The sequence below is a fragment of the Pseudomonas sp. FSO-7 genome (assembly GCF_059579345.1).
On record NZ_CM184193.1, the window covers coordinates 107,075 to 125,206 of the forward strand.

The window sequence follows — 18,132 nt, forward strand, 5'->3', positions numbered from 1 at the left end:
TGTGGTGTTCATGAATCATGTGCCCTACACCCAACGCCTATGGGAGCGAGGTGTCAGGCAGAGGCTGCGCCAACCCCAACAGTCGTACGCAACCGCCCTTCCAACCGGCGCTTGAGCCCACGGGATTCGATCAGCAGCTTCGAACCCTTGCTGGCGTTCGCCCGGCCCCATTCTTCCAGCAACTCCAGGCACGAGTGATCGATGTAGCTCAGGTTATTGAGCGGCACATGCACGGTCGCGCCCGTCGGTATGGTGCCCAGCACCTGGGTCAGCGCCGGTACCTTGAGGAAGGTGGCCGCCCCGACCAGTCGCAGTTCCATCTCGCCTTCCTGGGGCAGGTCGATCAGGCTGATTTTCAGGCGCGAGGCTTTCCAGGCCAGTTTCACCAGGGTCAGGCCGAAGCCGATCAGCACACCGGTCAGCAGGTCGGTGAAGATGATCGCCAGCGCCGTTGCGGCGTAGGTAAACATCGGCATCCGGCCGTAACGACCCAGGCTGCGAAACGCTTTGAGGTCCACCAGTTTGAAACCGGTGTAGACCAACACACCCGCCAGGCTTGCCACCGGAATGCTTTGCAGCACGCTGGACAGCAACAGCACGAACAGCAACAACCACAGACCGTGGAAAATCGTCGACATCCGCGTGGTGGCCCCGGCCTGGACGTTGGCCGAGCTGCGCACGATCACCCCCGTCATCGGCAGGGCGCCGAGCAGGCCGCAGAGCATGTTGCCGATACCTTGGGCCGACAGTTCCCGGTCGAAGTCCGCACGTTCACCGCTGTGCATGCGATCGACGGCGGCCGCTGACAGTAGGGTTTCGGCGCTGGCGATGAAGGCCACCGCGAATGCGGCGATCAGCAGCGTCGGGTCGGCCAGGTTCAGCAGGTCCGCCGGACGCAGCCAATCGATGGCTTCGGCCATGTTCTCCGGAACCTCCACGCGCTTGACCTGCAAGGCCAGCATCAGGCTGGCGACGGTCGCCAGGCCCACGCCGAGCAAGGCGCCAGGAATGAAACGCAGGCTGTGGGGGCGAAGCTTTTCCCACAGCCACATCACCGCAATCGTCGACAGACCAAGCAGGCCAGCCTGCCAGCCGAACGACGGTAAAGCCTGGGCAACCGCCGCAGGGAACGCCGCCAGGTTATCCAGTCCCGAGGGCTTGGGCGCTGCGTCGAGCATGACATGGACCTGGGACAAAATGATCAGCACACCGATACCCGCCAGCATGCCGTACACCACCGCAGGCGCCGTGACCCGAAACCAGCAACCGAGGCGAAAACGCCCGGCCAGCAATTGCAGAAGCCCGGCCAGCAACAGGATCGGCCCGAGCATTGCCACGCCATGTTGGCGCACCAGTTCGAAGACCAACACCGCCAACCCGGCGGCCGGGCCGCTGACTTGCAGCTTCGAGCCGGCCAGGAAACCGACTACCAGACCACCGATGATCCCGGTAATCAGGCCTTTGGCCGGCGGCAGGCCAGAGGCGATGGCAATGCCCATGCACAAGGGCAGCGCCACCAGGAACACAACCACCGAAGCCAGTAGCTCCCGTGGCAGAACAGCTTTTAATTGAGCGGCACGCATGGCGACTCTCCCGAAGTTTTCTTCAGGCATGGCGAAGCCCTACCGCGCAAATGGCGGCAAGGCTTGAACCACACAAGTTTAAGAGTGGTTAGAAGCGCGCTTTGGGCGTCGCCACCGGTATCGGATGGCTGCCATCGAGCGGCAGGAAACGTCCCTGGTCCGCGTCAAAGGCTTTGATCTCGCTGGTCTCGATGTTGTACACCCAGCCATGGATGAACAACTGACCGCTGGCCATGCGCGACGCGACCGAGGGATGCGTTCGCAAATGCTGTAGCTGCGCGATCACGTTCTCTTCGGTGAGGATGGGCATGGTCTGTTTTTCGTCGCCGCACGGACAGTTGTCGTGGACCATGGTCTTGGCCACTTCGGCGTGGCGCAGCCAGGCTTTAACCGTGGGCATTTTTTCCAGGGTGTCGGGGTTGAGCACGGCCCGCATGGCGCCGCAATCGGAATGACCACAGACAATGATGTGCTGCACGCCGAGGGCCAGCACGGCGTATTCGATGGCGGTGGAGACGCCGCCGTTCATCTGCCCGTAAGGCGGCACGACGTTGCCGACGTTGCGGGTCACGAACAGGTCGCCGGGGGAACTATGGGTGATCAACTCGGGCACGATGCGCGAATCGGCGCAGGTGATGAACATCGCCCGGGGCGCTTGGGCGGTGGCGAGTTTCTTGAAGAGTTCTTCCTGTTGCGGAAAGATCTCGTGATGGAAATGCAAAAAGCCGTCAACAATATGCTGCAGCGCTGCATCGGCGGTTTCCGCCTCGGGTTGGGCTGAAGCCGACGCAGCCAACGGCTGTTTATCCTTGTCACTCATGATTCATCCTCTTTTTGACGGTCTGACGCCAGTGGCTGGTTAAAAAACATCCAGGTCGAGATGTTCGACCCGTCAGTCACTCGCTGAACAAGGTAGCGGCCGAAACTTAACTCAAACTGAATCGAAGGCTCTAGGACAACGATTCCAGGGGTGGCGAAACGCTGGCGCAGATCATGTCCAGTCGCCATTCCAGGGTCAACTTTAATCAAATCAACGACATCTGTCGGCCCGGCGGACAGAAGGCATCGCAGTCAAGATTGTATCCTTCGCGGCGTTCCAGCCCCAGGCGCTTGAGTGCCTTGGCAAATCGCTGGGCCAGCAGGTCGGCGAACGGGCCTTCGCCGCGCATTCGCGCTCCGAAGCGGCTGTCATACAGTTCGCCACCGCGGCTCTGGCGCACCAGGCTCAGCACGTGGGCGGCGCGTTGCGGGTAGTGCGCCTGCAGCCACTCCTCGAACAGCGGTGCGACCTCCAGCGGCAAGCGCAGCATGACGTAGGCGGCATTCTGCGCGCCGGCGGCGTGGGCTTCGGCCAGCAGGCTCTCGATCTCGCTGTCGTTGATCATCGGGATCATCGGTGCACACAGTACCCCCACGGCAATGCCCGCCTCGCGCATGACCTTGATCGCCCGCAGCCGCGCCTTGGGCGCCGCCGCCCGGGGTTCGAGAATGCGCTTGAGTTCATCGTCCAGGGTGGTGAGGCTGATCATCACGTGCACCAGGCGCTGTTGCGCCAGCTCGGTCAGCAGATCCAGGTCGCGCAGGATCAGCGAACCCTTGGTGACGATGGTCACCGGATGCCGGTAACGCAGCAGCACCTCGAGAATCCGGCGGGTTATCCGTTGTTCGCGTTCGATAGGCTGATAGGGATCGGTGTTGGAACCCAGTGCGATCGGCGCGCATTGATAGCCGCGCCGGGACAATTGTTCTTCCAGCACATCGGCGGCATTGGTCTTGGCGATCAGCTTCGTTTCGAAATCCAGCCCCGGCGACAGGTCCCAATAGGCATGGCTGGGGCGTGCGTAGCAGTAGATGCAGCCGTGTTCGCAGCCTCGGTACGGGTTGATCGAGCGGTCGAACGGGATATCGGACGAGGTGTTGCGGGTAATGATGGTCTTCGCCGTTTCGATGCGCACCTCGGTGCCCTGGGTCTGCGGGACTTCCTGATACCAGCCGTCATCTTCGGCCACCGAGCGACTCGGGGCGAAGCGGTTGTGCGGGTTGGTGGCGGTGCCGCGGCCGCGCGGTGGAAGGGAGGCTGGCATGGGAATACTCCGGAAGCTGTATGTGCATACAGTATTCGCTGTATTCGATTAAGACCAGTGCCATTCAGCAGCCCAACTACCGGAGCGCCGTTCACAACGCTTTGACGTTCTGCTCACAGGCTTTTAACCGGAGCGAGCCGACACTGAGCCTCTCGTGTTTCTTCGTACTCGGTCGTCCGTGCATGCTCAAGCTCTGTTCCCATTCGTTGTTGTGCCTGGCCTTGCTCACCGGGCTGGCCGAGGCGCCCGCCCAAGCGGCCGATTCCATTGATGCGAGGCCCGCTGAATGGGCACAGCCGGTGGCAAAGGACTACAACCTCTATCAGATGTCTCCGACGCTTTACCGCAGCTCCCTGCCGGACGGCGGGACGCTGCCCTGGCTGACGAAGCTCAGGATCGGCACGGTCATCAACTTTCTGCCGGAGTCGGACCAACGCTGGCTGTCCACCCCCGGCATCGAGCAAGTGCAGTTGCCCTATCGCACCAACCATGTCGACGACAGCGACATACTTAGGGCCTTGCGCGCTGTCCAGGCGGCCGAAGCCAAGGGGCCGGTGCTGATGCACTGCAAGCACGGCTCGGACCGCACCGGGCTGGTGGCCGCCATGTACCGGGTGGTGGTGCAGGGCTGGAGCAAAGAGGACGCGTTGAACGAGATGACCGAAGGTGGCTTCGGTGACAGTCATCACTTCAAGGACGGCGTGCGCTACATGATGCAGGCCGATGTCGACAAACTCCGCACGGCGTTGGCGAACGGCGATTGCAGCACCAGCGTCTTTGCCCTTTGCTCCCTGGAGAGTTGGATCAACTCGACCACCACGGCTCAGCACCTTGACCCTCAGGCTGTGCTTCCCGAGCGCTGATCGGTCATGTGGCTAAAAACGCCTGGATCGATTCAGACAACGGTCGCGAATCGCCCGGCGCGAAAATCGTTTCGCGCAACGCCCGCCCGGTTTGCGGATTGAACAGCCCGTCGCGCTGGAATCGCTGGAACACGCTTTTCGCCAGTTCTTTCGACCAGGCATAGGCGTAGATCCCGGCGTCATAGCCGGTCACCAGATAATCCAGGCCATTGGGCCAGCGTTCGGTGGCGGACACGGGCAGGTGGCCGACGTGTGCGCTGACTTGATCGAACACCTGTTGGGCGGTTCGTCCGTCGCCGTGGCTGCGGTGCAATTCCATGTCGAACAGCGCATCGCGCAAGAACAGTGCGGCGTCCCAACTGGTCTGGGTATCGAGGTAAAGCAGTAACTGATCGGCGATGCTGTCCGGCAAGGGGGCCCCGGTCTGGTGATGTTTAGATACCCGGATCAGGCAGGACTTGGTGAAGCACCATTGCTCGAACAATACCCCGGCAAACTCGGCTGTATCCCGGGACAATTCGGTGATGCCCGAAACGTCGCGGTATTGCGCCCGGCTCAGGACGTGATGCAGGCAATGGCCGAACTCATGAAAAAGGATTCGCAACTGCCGATGGTCCAACAACACCGGATGTGTCCCTGAGGCGCGCGGCAACCAGCCATGCAACACGGCGATGGGATGCCGCGGTCGGCCTTCGGCGGTGATGCGGCGGTTGCGCAGGGTGGTGGTATTGGGGAAACCGTCCTGGTTCGCGGTTGCAAACGGGTCGAAATAGACGTAACCAAGGGCTTCGCCCCGCTCGCGAACTTCAAAAAGGCGCACCTCTGGATGCCAGGTCGCCACATCCTGGCGTTCAACGATATCCACGCCGAACAGGTCCTTGGCGATCAGCAACAGCTGTGAAAACGTCGACTCCAGCGCAAACCAGGCGCTGGCGGCCTGCTCTGAAACACCTGCGGTTTGCCGCCGCAGCTTTTCCGCCAGGTATTGATAATCCCAAGGCTGCAGCCCGCTGAAACCTTGCGTCGCGGCAAATGCCTCCAGTTGTTGGGCGTCCCGGGTAAAGACCCTGTGCTGCCGTGCGAGCCGTTCGTGCAGGAACGCCATGACCTGTTCCGGCGACTTGGCCTGTTCTGGCTCGATGGCCATTTGCGCGTAATTCGAATAGCCCAGTAACTTGGCGTATTGATGACGATCCCTGAGCAACTGCGCGAGCACTTCACCGTTGTCGAACACGCCGGCATGCGGTCCTTGATCCGAAGCACGTGTGCTGTAGGCGATGTACATCTGCTGGCGCAAGCGATGATCGTCAGCGTAACGGGTGACGACGCGAAACGCGTCCTCATTGAGCGTCAGCAACCAGCCCTTACGCCCGGCTTCGCGGGCCTGGTCGGCCAGGCGTTGTTTGAAAGACGCCGGCAGGCCACTCAGGCGGGCCTCATCGTCGATTGTTTTGCTCCAGGTTTTATTGGCTTCGTGCAGGTGCTCCATGAACAAGCTCCGGGCCCCCTGGATACGTAGCTTCAAGTCTTGCAGGTCGGCCTGGGCGGCGTCGACGAAGCCGTCGTGACGAAACTGCCGGAGGATTTTTTCCAGCGTTCTTGTTCTCGCCGGTGCGAAATGCCGGGCGATCTGGCTGTTCGCCAAGCGCTGATAGAGTTGAAACAGTTCAGGGTTTTGCCTCAACGACCGTTGGTAATCGTGCAACCGTTCGTGGCAGTCGAGCGACGCCTGTGTCCAGGCGTCGCCTGTCCTGGTCGAGGCCAGCCGCTCCAGCACATAACCGAAGCCCTTCAACCGGGCGTGAATCTCGTCCATTGCCAACACGAGGTCGTCCCAGGTGGGAAACGGTGTCTGGGTCCTGATGATCTCGGCCACTTGAGCGCGACTCTCGGCAATGATCTGGTCGAGGGCCGGCGAGAAATGCCGGGCTTGGATCTGGGAAAAAGGCGGCAGGTCATGGGCCTGCAACAGCGGGTTGTCATCGGTGGGCATCGGAAGCCTTCCATGGACTGAACGGGATGAACAGTCTGGGCAGGCCGATGTGTGGCATGGCGGTATATATGTATCGCTTCCGGGCCGCGGGGCCCGGAAGGTGAGACCGGATCATTCAGTCGGTTTTTTTCTTCAACTTCGGGTTGGGGAAAAACTGCACTGCCTGGACCTTGGCGTCCGGCACTTTGAGCGCCGAGGTGTTGACCCGGGTGCCCAATTCCTTGGGCACCGACAGGCCTTGCTCATTGAGCGTGTCGGAATAACCGCAGGCCACGCATTCGCGGTGTGGCACGCCGTCTTCGTTCCACATCATCAATTTGTCCGGCTCGCTGCAGGCCGGGCAGACCGCCCCGGCGATAAAGCGTCGCTTGGTAATCACAGGCCCCTCACTCATGCTGCCGCGTCCTCGGTCAGGCCGCTATGGCGCAAGAGTGCGTCAATCGACGGCTCACGGCCACGAAAGTCGACGAACAGCACCATGGGTTCCTGGGAGCCGCCACGGGCCAGGATCGCCTCGCGGAAGGCGCGACCGGTGTCGGCATTGAGCACGCCGTCCTCTTCAAATTTGGAGAAGGCATCGGCCGACAAGACTTCGGCCCATTTGTAGCTGTAGTAGCCCGCCGCATACCCGCCGGCGAAGATGTGGGCGAAGCTGTTGGGGAAGCGGTTGTAGGCCGGAGGACGCATGACCGACACCTCGTCGCGCACGCCTTCGAGTACTTGCAGCACGCTGCGGCCATCGCCGTGGGTGGCGTGCAGCTCGAAGTCGAACAGCGAGAACTCCAGCTGACGGACCATCATCAGGCCGGACTGGAAGTTTTTCGCCGCGAGCATTTTTTCCAGCAGGTCCTGGGGCAGTGGTTCACCGGTTTCGTAGTGGCCGGAAATCAGCGCCAGGCCTTCGGGTTCCCAGCACCAGTTCTCCATGAACTGACTCGGCAGCTCCACGGCATCCCAGGCCACGCCGTTGATGCCGGACACGCCGGCGTGTTCGACGCGGGTCAGCAGGTGGTGCAGGCCATGGCCGAACTCGTGGAACAGGGTGGTGACTTCATCGTGGGTCAGCAGCGCGGGCTTGCCGCTGTCGGCCGGAGTGAAGTTGCACACCAGGTTGGCGACCGGGCTTTGCAGCACGCCCTCGAAGGTGCGACGACGGTCGCGGGCGCCGTCCATCCAGGCGCCGCCACGCTTGTTGGCGCGGGCATAGAGGTCGAAGAAGAAGCGGCCGACGTGCTGGCCGTTCTCCTTGATTTCGAACAGGCGCACGTCCGGGTGCCAGCTGTCGAAACCTTTCAGTTCGGCGATCTCGATGCCGTAGAGGCGCTGCACGATGGCGAACAGGCCGCTCAGTACCTTGTCGATCGGGAAGTAGGCGCGCAGGGCTTCCTGGGCCACGCTGTAACGCTGCTGGCGCAGTTTTTCACCGTAGAAACCGCTGTCCCAGCTTTGCAGGTCGGGGCAGCCCTGTTCGGCGGCGAAGGCTTTGAGCTGCTCCAGGTCCAGGGCGGCGAACGGCTTGCTGCGCTTGGCCAGGTCACGCAGGAAACTGAGGACCTGATCGCTGGATTCGGCCATCTTGGTCGCCAGGCTCAACTCGGCGAAGTTGGCGAAACCGAGCAGTTGGGCCAGTTCCTGGCGCAGGTCGAGGATCTGTTCCATCACCGGGCCGTTGTCGTTCTGGCCGGCATTCGGGCCCTGGTCCGAGGCGCGGGTGCAGTAGGCGGCGTAGACTTCTTCACGCAGGGCGCGGTCTTCGGCGTAGGTCATCACCGCGTAATAGCTGGGGAATTCCAGGTTGATCAGCCAGCCGTCCAGGTCCTTGGCCTGGGCAGCGGCGGCCATTTGCGCCTTGGCCGAGTCGGTCAGGCCGGCGAGGGCGGCCTCAGAGGTGACGTGCTTGGTCCAGGCCTGGGTCGCGTCGAGCAATTGATTGGAAAAGCGGCTGCCCAGCTCGGACAGTTTGCTTTGCACCTCGGCGTAGCGCTTCTGCTGCTCGGGCGGCAGGTCGATGCCCGACAGGCGGAAATCACGCAGGGAGTGTTCCAGGATGGTTTTCTGCGCCACGTCGAAGCCGGCGGCTTCCGGGCTGTTGGCCAGGGCTTCGAAGGCCTGGAACAGCTCGCGGTTCTGCCCCAGTTCGGTGGAGTAGGCACTCAACGCCGGCAGGCAGGCCTCGTAGGCCTCGCGCAGTTCCGGGCTGTTGCGCACGGCGTTCAGGTGACTGACCGGGCTCCAGGCGGCGCCCAGGCGATCATTGAGTTCGTCCATCGCCAACACCAGGCCGGCCCAGGTAGGCTGCTGGACTTGGGTCTTGAGGAGTTCGGCGATGGCTGCACGGTTATCAGCCAGGATCTGCTCGATGGCCGGTTGCACGTGCTCGGCACGGATCGCCGAGAATGGCGGCAGGTCATAGGGCTGCAAAAGAGGGTTGTTCACGCTCACGGTCGACACCTTGGCTGGAAGAAACATCGGCCCATCTTAATTACAATCGGCGCTCACCGCAGCTAGCAGCGCCTATCACCGGATAAGAGAGAGCCTATCGTGACCCTTCGCACGTACCAGAACCACAGCCCGCGGCTTGCCCGTGGCGCTTTTGTCGACAGCACCGCGGTGGTGATCGGCGACGTCGAAATCGGCGAAGACAGCTCCGTCTGGCCGCTGACGGTCATTCGCGGTGACATGCACCGCATCCGTATCGGTGCGCGTACCAGCGTCCAGGATGGTTGCGTGCTGCATATCACCCACGCCGGGCCCTTCAATCCGGATGGCTTCCCGTTGTTGATCGGCGACGACGTGACCATTGCCCACAAAGTCATGCTCCATGGTTGCTCGGTGGGCAGCCGGATCCTGATCGGCATGGGTAGCATTGTCATGGACGGCGCAGTGGTCGAAGACGAGGTGATCATCGGTGCCGGCAGCCTCGTACCGCCGGGCAAGCGCCTGGAAAGCGGCTTTTTGTATGTGGGCAGCCCGGTGAAACAGGTTCGGCCGCTGACCGACAAGGAACGCGCGCTTTTCACCTACAGCGCGGCGAACTACGTGAAGCTCAAGGACCTGCACCTGGCCGAAGGCTACGACCGGCCTTGATGGGTTTGTCACTGTTCTTACTTGTTTGATTCATCGTGGCGAGGGAGCTTGCTCCCGCTTGAGCGCGAAGCGCTCACAAAAAACGGGTCTGCTGCGCCCGAAGCGTCGGACCGACCCAGCGGGAGCAAGCTCCCTCGCCACGTGATGCCACTACCAGGACCTGCAATGCACTACCAGACCGTACTCTTCGACCTCGACGGCACCCTCACCGATCCCCGGGAAGGCATCACCCGTTCGATCCAGTTCGCCTTGAGCAAGCTGGGCATCGACGAACCCGACCTGACCCGCCTCGAGCATTTCATCGGCCCGCCGCTGTTGCAGGCCTTCATGCAGTTCTACGACTTCGACGAAGCGAAGGCCTGGGAGGCGGTGAATTTCTATCGTGAGCGGTTCAAGGTCACCGGCCTTTATGAGAACCGTGTCTTCGACGGCGTGATGCCGTTGCTGGAAACCTTGGGCGGCCAAGGGCGCCAGTTGTACATCGCCACCTCCAAACCCTGGGTTTTCGCCCGGGAAATCGCCCGCCACTTCGACTTCGCCCGGCACTTCAAGGTGATCTACGGCAGCGAACTGGACGGCACCCGCACCCATAAAGTCGAGCTGATCGCCCACCTGCTGGCCGAAGAAGGCCTCGACCCGGCCAGCACCCTGATGATCGGCGACCGCAAACACGACCTGATCGGCGCCCACAGCAATGGCCTGGATGCTGCGGCGGTGGGGTATGGGTTTGGTAGCCATGAAGAACTCAGCGCCGAGGGCCCGGCGTATCACTTCCAGACGGTGGATGAGTTGCATCAGGCGTTTTTGCGGCGTTAGCTATATTGCCATCGCGGGCAAGCTCGCTCCCACAGTATTCCGAGGTGCCCACAAAATCGGTTGCCTACTACCACCCCCAGTGGGAGCGAGCTTGCTCGCGATGACGGCAGCCCATACACCCCCAGCCTCAAGGCGCCCACTTGTGGCGAGGTAGCCATGCCTGGCCCGACAAGGGTAGATGAAAGCGACGCTTCAGGCCCTGAACTGGCTGGGCGCCACGCCGCTCCACCGCACGAAGGCATGGCGGAAGCTGGCGGTTTCGCTGAAGCCCAGGCGTTCGGCGATTCGATAGATCGGCAATTGGTCCTCGCAGAGCATCTGCTTGGCCCGCTCGAAGCGCAGTTCGTCCAGCAGCTCCTGGTAACTGCAGCCCAGGTCCTTGAGGTGGCGACGCAAGGTGCGCGCCGAGCAGTTCATCTGTTCGGCCAGGCCTTCCAGGCCGGGGGCGGCGTCCAGTTGGGCGTCGAGCAACTGGCGGATCCGCCCCAGCCAGGCTTGGCGTCCGGTGAATTCGGTGTTCTGCCGGCGACAGCGTTCGGCCATGGCGTGATGGGTGATGGGGTCGGCCAGGGGCAAGGGTTGGTCGAGCCAGTGGCGGTCGAAGGCAAAAGCGTTATCGACGCTGTCGAAGCGCACCGGGCAGTCGAAGAGCGCGGTGTAGCGCGCCTGATAATCAGGCGCCGGATGTTCGAAGCGCGCAGCGTGCAAGGGCAGCGCATGGCCGAGGAGGTCATTGCAGATCACCTTCAGCGAAACCATGCAGAACTCGGCATTGAACACCGCCAGGGCCGGGTTCTCCCGATAATCGCTGGCGCTGAACCAGATGTGCTCGCCATCGTCGTCCAGATTCAGTTCGAAGAGTGTTCCCAACAGCGCCGGATAGCGCAGTGCCAGGCGCAAAGCGTCACCTAAGGTGGCACTGGTGAGCAGGGCATAGCCGAGCAGGCCGTAGGACGAAACGTGCATGCGCAGGCCCAGTTCCAGGCCGATGTCGCGCTTGAGGGCCACGGCGTTGGCGCAGACTTGCATCTCCTGGTTGGTGGTGATGCGCGTATCGGCCCGGCTCAGGTCCGCCGCGCTGATGCCGCTGCCGGCCAACAAGGCATCACTGGGCAACCCTGCGTTTTTAAAGGTGCTCAGGACCAGTGAGACGGCGTTGAGGGTGGTGAGGTGGGAATGAAGCATGTCCGTTTCCAGCCTGGGGAAGCTGGAAACGGAGCAAGTTATATGCCGGGTGAAGATTGCAGGGCTTGAGCGAACCCCCACAGGTTTTGCAGGGTGTCAGCTCAGCTCGCCACACAGGTCCAGCTCTACCAGCCGCCGAACCTCTTCCACCGGCAGCCCGGCGCCAATCAAGGCCTGCAACTTGCCGAACGCGGCTTCGCGGGTCATGCCGCCGCCGGACAGCACGCCGACACCGCGCAAACGGCTGCCAGCTTCATACACGTCCAGCTCGACGCCACCTTCATGGCATTGGGTCACCGCCACGACCACCACGCCGCTGTCCCGCGCCCGCTCGAGGCTGGCGAGGAAGGCCGGGTTGTCGCTCGGCCCGGTGCCGCTGCCGTAGCACTCCAGCACCAGGCCCTGGATACCGCTGCCCAGCAGGCCATCGAGGACCTGGGCGCTGATGCCGGGAAACAGCGGCAGCGCCGCGATGTTCGCCAGTTGCTTGGGCTGGTCGTAGTTCAACTGCGCCGGCAGCGAGGAGGCTTTAATGCCGCCGCCCTGGCGTTCCAGGCGCTTGAACGGGTGACGACCAAAGCTGCGCACCTTCGCGCACCGGGTCGGCGCCAGCAGCTCACCGTGGAAGTACAGGTGCACGCCCGGCGCCAGGCCCTGACCGAGGGCGACCAGGGCACCGCTGAGGTTTTCCCAGGCGTCGCTGTCGGTCACGCCGGCGGGCAGCATCGAGCCAGTGAAGCAGACCCGCGCATGCAGGCCCAGCAGTTGGAAGCTCATCGCCGCCGCGCTGTAGGCCAGGGTGTCGGTGCCGTGCAGGATCAACACGCTGTCGCAGCCTTGCACGTCCACGGCATCGACCACCGCTTCGCGCAATTGCTGCCAATAGGCCGGGGTCATGTTGGCGCTGTCGATCAGCGGCGACATTTCCCGGAAGCGCCATTGCGGTATGACGAGTTCGGGCTGGCTGTGCAGGTAATCGCGCATCCGCGCTTCGAAACCGGATGCCGGGGCCAGGCCGTGGGCGCTGGCTTGCATGCCGATGGTGCCGCCGGTGTAGAGCACCATGACGTGCTGGGCGGCAGGGTAGGTCAAGGAATTCATGGTTGTTCTCCGAGGACGAAAACGGCAGCTTGGGTCAGCCGTCACAACATAAGGCCGAGCATGACGCCGACCTTACGTTGTGTCACGCCGGGCGCAGGGGATGCGCCCGGTTTTTTACAATCAGCCTGCGGCTCAGCGTTGCGCTGCGGCCACGCCAGCCGTCGCGGCGTCAGGCTTGGCAGCCGGTGCCGACGGGGTGGCTGGCCATGCGTTGCGGTCCAGGTCCAGGTCCGGGAACTTGCTGGAGTCGAACACCGGTACCTTGATGCCGGCCGAACGCTGGTCATCGTAGTCACGCAGGATGCGCATGCCGACCTTGAACAGCAGGAACAGCGCGATCAGGTTCACGAACGCCAGCAGGGTCATGGTGATGTCGGCGAACGCGAACACGGTGCCGAGGTTTTCGATGGCGCCCCAGAAAATCAGGACCAGGACCAGCGCGCGGTAGCCCATCAGGACCTTGCGATTGTCACCCATCATGAAGCGCAGGTTGTTCTCGCCCAGGTAGTAGTTGTAGAGGATCGAGGTGAACACGAACAACGACAGGGCCACGGAGATGAATATCCGGCCCCAGTCACCCACGACGGCCGCCAGGGAGTTCTGGGTCAGGGCAATGCCGTCGCCTTCGAAGCCCGGGGTGTAGAAACCCGACAGCAGGATCAGCAGCGCGGTGCAGGTGCAGATCACGAAAGTGTCCAGGAACACGCTGAACGCCTGGACCACGCCTTGGGCGACCGGGTGCTCGACCGACGCGACGGCGGCGACGTTAGGCGCACTGCCCAGGCCGGCTTCGTTGGCGAACACGCCACGCTTGACGCCCATGACGATGGCGCTGCCGATCAGGCCGCCGAAGGCCTGGTCCAGACCGAAGGCGCTCTTGACGATGGTCGCCAGCATGCCTGGTACATGTTCGAACTGCAGCACGATCACGTAGAGGGTCACGGCGATGTACGCCAGGGTCTTGACCGGTACCAGCAGGTCGGCAACCTTGGCGATGCGCTTGATTCCGCCGATGAACACCAGACCCAGCAGCACCGCCAGGCCGAGGCCGGTGTAGGTGGTGTCAAAGCCGAAGGCGTTGTTCAGGGAATGGGTGACCGCGTGGGCTTGCAGGCCGTTGAAGGCGAAGCCGAAGGTGACCAGCAGCAGGAACGCCATGATCATGCCCAACCAGCGTTTCTGCAGACCGTGCTGGATGTAATAGGACGGGCCGCCACGGTACTGGCCTTCGGAGTCGCAGCGCTTGTAGAGCTGGCCGAGGGAGCACTCGAAGAAGCTGCTGGACATGCCGACCAGGGCAGTCACCCACATCCAGAACACCGCACCAGGGCCGCCGAGGGTCACGGCGATGCCGACACCGGCGATGTTGCCCGCGCCGACACGGCCGGCCAGGCTGAGCATCAGGGCCTGGAAAGAACTGAGCTGGTCAGTGCTGCTTTTCAGGCTGTCACGGAACACCGTGAACATGTGGAAGAAGTGACGGAACTGGACGAAACGCGAGCGGATCGTGAAGTAGCCACCGAGCCCGACAATGAGCACGATCAGCACTTTCCCTGATAGGAAGTCGTTGATGACTTCGAGCATGAGTATTCCTCGCTGTTTTTTGTTTAAGCAAATGCTGGCCATTTGGAAACATCGCGTTACATCGGTCGGCGCGCGGCCCGACAGATGAGGCGAAGTTTCGTCCCGGTCCATTTTCGCGGGTTTGTTATTAGTTCGGTTTTCGCATGTTTAAGGGTCTCGTTGCGGACGACCGCTCATGCGAAGAGGGGCGGCACTATACCTATCAGTGCGGTGCCCGTCTGCACAGTTGTGGTGCGTCCGACGAAACGAACCCTTTGAAACACCTGGCCTTACGGTCAGGTTCTTGTGGGGGCGAGCCTGCTCGCGTTGGCTGGCGACACGGTTTACAACGGGCAGCGCGTCGTCGTTTATCGCGAGCAGGTTCCTTCCCACAGATTCGGTCATCCTTGGCTGCTATCAATTAAAAAAAGGGCTTGGGGAAGATCCCCAAGCCCTCAAAAGGTGAGAGGTGTCTAGTCCCTCGACCTGGTGAGCGGTGGTCGTGTCGATCACGCTTTGAGCGGGACCAGACGCGGAGCAATCATGTTTTCCGGGCGCAGGATGTCGTCGAGCATGGCGTCGTCGAGCAAGCCTTCTTCGCGCACCAGTTCCAGCACGCCGCGGCCACTTTCCAGGGCAACACGGGCGATGCGGGTGGCGTTTTCATAGCCGATGTACGGGTTCAGGGCGGTGACCAGGCCAATCGAGTGCTCGACCAGTTCACGGCAGCGCGCTTCGTTGGCGGTGATGCCGACGATGCAGTGCTCGCGCAGCATGTCCATGGCCCGTTGCAGCAGGCGGATCGAGTCGAAGATCTTGAAGGCGATCAGCGGCTCCATCACGTTCAGTTGCAGTTGGCCGCCTTCGGCCGCGATGGTCAGGGCCAGGTCGTTGCCGATGATCTGGAATGCCACCTGGTTGACCGCTTCCGGGATCACCGGGTTGACCTTGCCGGGCATGATCGAGCTGCCTGGCTGGCGGGCCGGCAGGTTGATTTCGTTGATGCCGGTGCGTGGGCCGCTGGACAGCAGGCGCAGGTCGTTGCAGATCTTCGACAGCTTGACCGCGGTGCGCTTGAGCATGCCGGAGAACAGCACGAAGGCGCCCATGTCGGAGGTGGCTTCGATCAGGTCGGCGGCCGGGACCAGCGGCTGGCCACTGATGGTCGCCAGGCGCTGCACGGCCAGGGCCTGGTAGCGCGGGTCGGCGTTGATGCCGGTGCCGATGGCGGTGCCGCCCAGGTTCACTTCGGTGAGCAGTTCAGGTGCCAGGGTTTTCAGGCGCGCCAGGTCTTCGCTCAGGGTGGTGGCGAAAGCGCGGAATTCCTGGCCGAGGGTCATCGGCACGGCGTCTTGCAACTGGGTGCGGCCCATTTTCAGGACGTGGCTGAATTCTTCACCCTTGGCCGCGAACGCCTGGATCAGGCTGTCGAGGCTGGCCAGCAACGCGTCGTGACCCAGCAGCAGACCCAGGCGGATCGCGGTCGGGTAGGCGTCGTTGGTCGACTGCGCCATGTTCACGTCGTTGTTGGGGTGCAGGTACTGGTACTCGCCTTTCTGGTGGCCCATGGCCTCCAGCGCGATGTTGGCGATGACTTCGTTGGCATTCATGTTGGTCGACGTGCCGGCGCCGCCCTGAATCATGTCCACCACGAATTCTTCGTGGAAGTCGCCGCGGATCAATCGTGCACAGGCTTCGCTGATGGCGGCGTGCTTGGCTTCGCTGAGCTGGCCCAGTTCGCGGTTGGCGTCAGCGGCGGCCTGTTTGACCATTGCCAGACCGACCACCAGCTTGGGGTAATGCGAGATCGGGACGCCGGAGAGACGGAAGTTGTTTACCGCTCGTAGGGTCTGGATGCCGTAATACGCTTGCGCCGGTACTTCGAGTACGCCAAGCAGGTCTTTTTCTGTGCGGAATGATGCAGCGGAGGACATGACGGAAATCATCTCGATAAGGACCCGGTCTGAGCCGGAACGCTGTGGATCCTAGGCTCTGGGAAAAAATAGGGCCAATGCTGTTAAACACTGGCCTATGCATATTCGGCATAATGCCGGTGTGACGCCGACGGTGCGGCGAACGTGTGACCTGTTTTGGTGCGTGTAGGGGAAGACGTGATGAATCTTGAAAGCAAATGGCTTGAGGACTTCAGTGCCCTGGCCGCTACCCGCAGTTTCTCCCAAGCGGCCGAGCGGCGTTTCGTGACGCAACCGGCGTTCAGCCGACGAATCCGCAGCCTTGAGGCGGCACTCGGGCTGACCCTGGTCAACCGTTCACGTACGCCCGTCGAGCTGACGGCGGCGGGGCAGTTGTTCCTGGTGACGGCGCGTACGGTGGTGGAGCAATTGGGTGAAGTGTTGCGCCATTTGCATCACCTGGAAGGTGGCCAGGGCGAAGTCATCCAAGTGGCCGCCGCCCACTCCCTGGCGCTGGGCTTCTTCCCGCGTTGGATCGCGCAATTGCGCAACGAAGGGATGAACATCGCCACGCGGCTGGTAGCGACCAACGTCGGCGACGCCGTCCACGCCCTGCGTGAAGGCGGCTGCGACTTGATGCTGGCCTTCTACGATCCGGATTCGGCCATGCAGATGGATCCGGAGATCTTCCCGTCGCTGCACCTGGGCCAGACCGAAATGCTCCCGGTGTGCGCCGCCGATGCCAGTGGCAACCCGCTGTTCGACCTTGAAGGCGAGGCCAGCGTGCCACTGCTGGCCTACAGCGCCGGGGCGTTCCTCGGGCGTTCGGTCAACCAGTTGCTGCGCCAGCGGGCGCTGCGTTTCACCACGATCTACGAGACGGCCATGGCCGACAGCCTGAAAAGCATGGCCCTGGAAGGCCTGGGCATCGCCTGGGTGCCGCACCTGAGCGTTCGCGCCGAACTGGCCCGGGGTGAATTGGTGATCTGCGGCGGCACGCAATGGCACGTGCCTCTGGAGATCCGCCTGTACCGCTGCGCCCTGGTGCGCAAGGCCAATGTGCGGTTGTTGTGGCGCAAGCTCGAAGGCGGCGCGGCGCAGAACGCCATCGGATCCTGAAAACAACGCAGAACCCTTGTGGGAGCGGGCTGCTCGCGAATGCGGTGTGTCAGTCGCCACCTTCTGAACTGACACACCGCATTCGCGAGCAAGCCCGCTCCCACAGGGGATTTGCGGTGATGGTTCGCTGACCTGCGAGTCAATAAATCCGCCACTTCACCGCAAACGACAGGTGGTCGGCGAAAGTGCGTTTAACGCACCATTTTCGGTATACTGCCCGGCCTTCGGTCGGTTCGCCCGGCCACAATTCGTACAACAAGCCACGCCGGTTTCCTGCGTGGCTTGTTGTTTTTTGACGCGCCTGCGGGCGCCCAGAGAGAAGAGGCACGACGATGAGTGCACTGGTTGGCGTGATCATGGGCTCCAAGTCCGATTGGTCCACCCTTAGCCACACCGCCGATATGCTGGAAAAGCTCGGCATCCCTTACGAGGTGAAAGTGGTCTCCGCCCACCGTACCCCGGACCTGCTGTTCCAGTACGCCGAAGAGGCCGAGGCGCGTGGCATCGAGGTGATCATCGCCGGTGCCGGTGGCGCGGCCCATTTGCCGGGCATGTGCGCGGCCAAGACCCACCTGCCGGTGCTGGGCGTGCCGGTCCAGTCGTCGATGCTCTCGGGCGTCGATTCGTTGCTGTCGATCGTGCAGATGCCGGCCGGCATCCCGGTCGCGACCCTGGCCATCGGCAAGGCCGGCGCGATCAACGCGGCCCTGCTGTCGGCGAGCATCCTGGGCGCCAAGCATCCACAGTTTCATACCGTGCTGAAAAAATTCCGCGCTGAGCAGACAGACAGCGTCCTGGACAATCCAGACCCACGCATTGCCTGAG

At 62.5% G+C, this 18,132-nt stretch carries 15 protein-coding genes; 5 read left to right on the plus strand and 10 right to left on the minus strand.

From position 1 onward, the window contains the following. Positions 1 to 53: 53 nt before the first annotated feature. The 3 genes from AC515T_RS00500 to AC515T_RS00510 all read right to left on the minus strand — a co-directional run bounded on the left by AC515T_RS00500 (position 54) and on the right by AC515T_RS00510 (position 3,667). Positions 54 to 1,583, minus strand: coding sequence for a SulP family inorganic anion transporter (locus tag AC515T_RS00500; protein ID WP_496531026.1), 1,530 nt, complete (start codon positions 1,581 to 1,583; stop codon positions 54 to 56). 88 nt (positions 1,584 to 1,671) lie between these two features. After that, on the minus strand, positions 1,672 to 2,403 hold the full coding sequence (locus tag AC515T_RS00505) for a carbonic anhydrase (protein WP_060739823.1): 732 nt from the start codon (positions 2,401 to 2,403) through the stop codon (positions 1,672 to 1,674). Between the two features lie 205 nt (positions 2,404 to 2,608). Then, positions 2,609 to 3,667 (minus strand): PA0069 family radical SAM protein, encoded by a 1,059-nt coding sequence (locus AC515T_RS00510; RefSeq protein WP_496531027.1) that lies wholly within the window; start codon positions 3,665 to 3,667, stop codon positions 2,609 to 2,611. Between the two features lie 182 nt (positions 3,668 to 3,849). Here AC515T_RS00510 and AC515T_RS00515 point away from each other — a divergent pair, with 182 nt between their 5' ends. Beyond that, positions 3,850 to 4,530: a dual specificity protein phosphatase family protein gene (locus tag AC515T_RS00515; RefSeq protein ID WP_496531028.1), complete on the plus strand. Its 681-nt coding sequence runs from the start codon at positions 3,850 to 3,852 to the stop codon at positions 4,528 to 4,530. Positions 4,531 to 4,534: 4 nt separating this feature from the next. Here AC515T_RS00515 and AC515T_RS00520 read toward each other — a convergent pair whose 3' ends face one another. The 3 genes from AC515T_RS00520 to prlC all read right to left on the minus strand — a co-directional run bounded on the left by AC515T_RS00520 (position 4,535) and on the right by prlC (position 8,965). After that, positions 4,535 to 6,523 (minus strand): M3 family metallopeptidase, encoded by a 1,989-nt coding sequence (locus AC515T_RS00520; RefSeq protein WP_496531029.1) that lies wholly within the window; start codon positions 6,521 to 6,523, stop codon positions 4,535 to 4,537. Positions 6,524 to 6,638: 115 nt separating this feature from the next. Beyond that, a complete protein-coding gene (locus AC515T_RS00525; RefSeq protein WP_047230061.1) occupies positions 6,639 to 6,917 on the minus strand; it encodes a YheV family putative zinc ribbon protein in 279 nt (92 codons plus the stop codon). Further along, positions 6,914 to 8,965 carry an oligopeptidase A gene (prlC, locus tag AC515T_RS00530; protein WP_496531030.1) on the minus strand — a complete coding sequence of 684 codons (2,052 nt, stop codon included), beginning with the start codon at positions 8,963 to 8,965 and terminating at the stop codon, positions 6,914 to 6,916. The genes AC515T_RS00525 and prlC overlap by 4 nt, the downstream gene beginning before the upstream one ends. A gap of 99 nt (positions 8,966 to 9,064) precedes the next feature. Here prlC and AC515T_RS00535 point away from each other — a divergent pair, with 99 nt between their 5' ends. Continuing rightward, positions 9,065 to 9,610 carry a gamma carbonic anhydrase family protein gene (locus AC515T_RS00535; protein WP_496531031.1) on the plus strand — a complete coding sequence of 182 codons (546 nt, stop codon included), beginning with the start codon at positions 9,065 to 9,067 and terminating at the stop codon, positions 9,608 to 9,610. Between the two features lie 165 nt (positions 9,611 to 9,775). Beyond that, entirely contained in the window at positions 9,776 to 10,426 is a 651-nt protein-coding gene (locus AC515T_RS00540; RefSeq protein ID WP_496531032.1) for an HAD family hydrolase, read from the plus strand. Positions 10,427 to 10,618: 192 nt separating this feature from the next. On the opposite strand, the gene AC515T_RS00545 is transcribed toward AC515T_RS00540, so the two are convergent. The 4 genes from AC515T_RS00545 to aspA all read right to left on the minus strand — a co-directional run bounded on the left by AC515T_RS00545 (position 10,619) and on the right by aspA (position 16,209). Further along, entirely contained in the window at positions 10,619 to 11,611 is a 993-nt protein-coding gene (locus AC515T_RS00545; RefSeq protein WP_496531033.1) for an AraC family transcriptional regulator, read from the minus strand. A gap of 96 nt (positions 11,612 to 11,707) precedes the next feature. Then, the gene (locus tag AC515T_RS00550; protein ID WP_496531034.1) at positions 11,708 to 12,712 is read right to left on the minus strand and encodes an asparaginase; all 1,005 of its coding nucleotides are present in this window, start codon (positions 12,710 to 12,712) and stop codon (positions 11,708 to 11,710) included. A gap of 132 nt (positions 12,713 to 12,844) precedes the next feature. Further along, complete coding sequence (locus tag AC515T_RS00555; RefSeq protein ID WP_496531035.1) at positions 12,845 to 14,296, minus strand: alanine/glycine:cation symporter family protein; 1,452 nt, start codon at positions 14,294 to 14,296, stop codon at positions 12,845 to 12,847. Positions 14,297 to 14,784: 488 nt separating this feature from the next. Continuing rightward, on the minus strand, positions 14,785 to 16,209 hold the full coding sequence (gene aspA, locus AC515T_RS00560; RefSeq protein ID WP_003196363.1) for an aspartate ammonia-lyase: 1,425 nt from the start codon (positions 16,207 to 16,209) through the stop codon (positions 14,785 to 14,787). A 180-nt stretch (positions 16,210 to 16,389) separates the two neighbouring features. Between aspA and AC515T_RS00565 the strand changes: the two genes are divergently transcribed. Together AC515T_RS00565 and purE are read left to right on the plus strand one after the other, a co-directional pair. Then, positions 16,390 to 17,307 (plus strand): LysR substrate-binding domain-containing protein, encoded by a 918-nt coding sequence (locus AC515T_RS00565; RefSeq protein WP_496531036.1) that lies wholly within the window; start codon positions 16,390 to 16,392, stop codon positions 17,305 to 17,307. 332 nt (positions 17,308 to 17,639) lie between these two features. Then, positions 17,640 to 18,131 (plus strand): 5-(carboxyamino)imidazole ribonucleotide mutase, encoded by a 492-nt coding sequence (purE, locus tag AC515T_RS00570; protein ID WP_003196369.1) that lies wholly within the window; start codon positions 17,640 to 17,642, stop codon positions 18,129 to 18,131. Position 18,132 lies beyond the last annotated feature (1 nt).